This window comes from Hyphomicrobium sp., assembly GCF_036833075.1.
Classification (GTDB): domain Bacteria; phylum Pseudomonadota; class Alphaproteobacteria; order Rhizobiales; family Hyphomicrobiaceae; genus Hyphomicrobium_C.
On sequence record NZ_DAITQL010000154.1, the window covers coordinates 1 to 2,312 of the forward strand.

Annotated in this window: 2 protein-coding genes; one reads left to right on the forward strand and one right to left on the reverse strand. The window is 59.7% G+C overall.

Annotated elements, in window-relative coordinates; translation table 11 throughout:
* On the reverse strand, nt 1-428 hold a 428-nt coding region (locus V7082_RS21505; RefSeq protein WP_442909840.1), incomplete at its 3' end, for an IS110 family transposase.
* A gap of 446 nt (nt 429-874) precedes the next feature.
* Here V7082_RS21505 and V7082_RS21510 point away from each other — a divergent pair.
* The coding region (locus tag V7082_RS21510) for a TonB-dependent receptor (protein ID WP_334151728.1) at nt 875-2,312 on the forward strand (1,438 nt) is incomplete at its 3' end.

Consider the following 2,312-nt stretch of genomic DNA (forward strand, 5'->3'; position numbering starts at 1 on the left):
GGTGTGCTCATCGCTGCCGCGACCGTCTGGTGGTGCAATTGAGTCCGGAGCCTAGTTCGATGCAGTACCAGCACGCTCTGCTGCTCAACGGATTTCGTCTCCGCAAAGCGCATGTTCGGGCGGGTGACCGCTTCGTAGATGGCTTCGGCATCTGCCGCATCGTTCTTCTGTGTCTTCACGTAGGGCTTCACGTATGCCGGGGGCATGAGACGGACCTGATGCCCCAGCTTCGCGATCGTGCGAGCCCAGTGATGCGCTGTTGCGCAGGCCTCGATGCCGACCAGGCAAGGCTCGAGCTTGGCAAAGAAGGCTTCGACTTGTCCACGCCGAAGCTTGCGGCTAAGGACCTTCTGCCCCTGAGCATCGACGCCGTAGGCGTGAAAAACGTTCTTAGCGATATCGAGGCCGACTGTGACTGGCTGCACCATCTGACTTCCTCCATCTCATGCCCGAAAACCATACCGGTCTTCGGGCCGGGTGATGGATGCCGTCCACAGCATCAGAAGGGGAAGCCGGCAACCGTCACCCTCTGTTTTCTCAGTGCCACGGGGGGCGTCTGTAACGAGGTAAGGAGCGGAAGTTGAACGGCTGCACTGAACCAGCGCTAATGTCCCGCGTTGCCGCGCCGGAGCAGTGCTTCGCCTTTTGTCCGGTCGCCTAGAGCACGGCATCGCAGCGCCGTGCTGACCACCGCCGACCGCTGCCGAGATAAACCTCGTCGATGCTCGGGCTGGCTGTTGCTTAGCGAACACGCACTTTGATTCTTTACCAAAAAAGTATGGAATCGCGTTGTAAGCGCCGTATCGATTGTGTCTGATGGCCAAAATGGTTCGTCGTGCCCGTCCTCTTGGATCTCCTCTCTAGAGTGCATGAGATGCGCAATTCTTTCTCCGCCGTTTCCTCGGCCTTGATCCTCTTGTTTCTCGGCCCGGCTGCCCATGCGCAGACGAGCGCGCCTGCCGGGAGTGCCACGCCGGCAGACACGTCCCAATCGGCGGAGGCTGTGGAATTGCCCCCAATGGTCGTTGAAACGGCCCCGGCCAAGCGCAACGTGAAAAAAGCCACGCTAAGAGCTGCAGCACCTGCGGCCACCAGCGGTCCGGCCGCCGAGGCTGCGCTGCCTGGCATCGTCGTTGAGGGCGAGAAGGTGGCCAGAACGCTACGGGACACGACAACGAGCATCGGCGTGATCACTGGAGAGCAGATCCGTACGGAGCAGATCCAAGACCTGCAAAGCGCTCTCAATACCCAGGCCAACGTGCTGGCAACCAAAGGTTCCGGCGGCAATACCGGATTCAGCATTCGCGGCCTCAATTCGGAAGGCCTGACCCAGAACCAAAATCCGTCGGCGGCCCCTCTCATTTCCGTTGTGATCGACGGCGCCACTCAGAACCCGGAAGCGACGCGGCGCGGTGCGCGAGGGCTTTGGGATGTGGAGCAGGTTGAAGTCCTCCGTGGTCCTCAATCAGCCCTGCAGGCCCGCAATTCGCTCGCTGGCAGCGTGTTCATCAAGACCAAGGACCCAACATACAAATGGGAGGGTATCGTCGAGGGAACCGCAGGCCAGCAAGACCTGATGAGCGGGGGCTTTGTCGTAAACGCACCTATTGTTACCAATCAGGCGGCGTTGCGCATATCGGGCCAGGCGCTGGAACGCAACTACGATATCTCCTATGGAGATCCCGATAATAATCCGCTCGATGAGGACGTACTTCGCACGATCCGCGGCAAGCTGCTGCTCGAGCCCGACAGCATCTCCGGGCTCAGCGCCCTATTCACCATCGCCCGCGTTCACGACACGCCTGCCGTATTGAGTGTTTCAGCACCGTTCGAAGACCGGTTCAAAAATGCCGGTGAAAGCTTGGACTTCCGTACGACTGACACGACGAACTACATCGCGGACATCGGCTACACGTTCTTGCCGGGGATGACGGTGCGCTCCATTACCTCCTATGCCGACACGGAAACAGAGATCGGCTCTGCGGCATCCGCCGCCATCCAGCGCGACACGGTCCGCGACGGCGGCGATTTCACTCAGGATTTGCGGCTGGAGATCGAGAACTCTGGGAACGGGCTATCGGGCGTCGTCGGTCTTTTTTACGGGCTGTTCGAGTTCGGCCAGGATTCGTTCGATGAGATTGATATCGGCTTCGGCCTGATCCCGCTGCAGGTTCTGACGACCGATGTCGAAACAGAGAGCATGGCCGCGTACGCGGACCTCCGTTATCGCTTCTGGGATAGATTTGTCCTGATCGGTGGTGATGTGACCCCCTTCTTTTATCCGGGGGCAACTGGAATCCGGTCGTCATTGA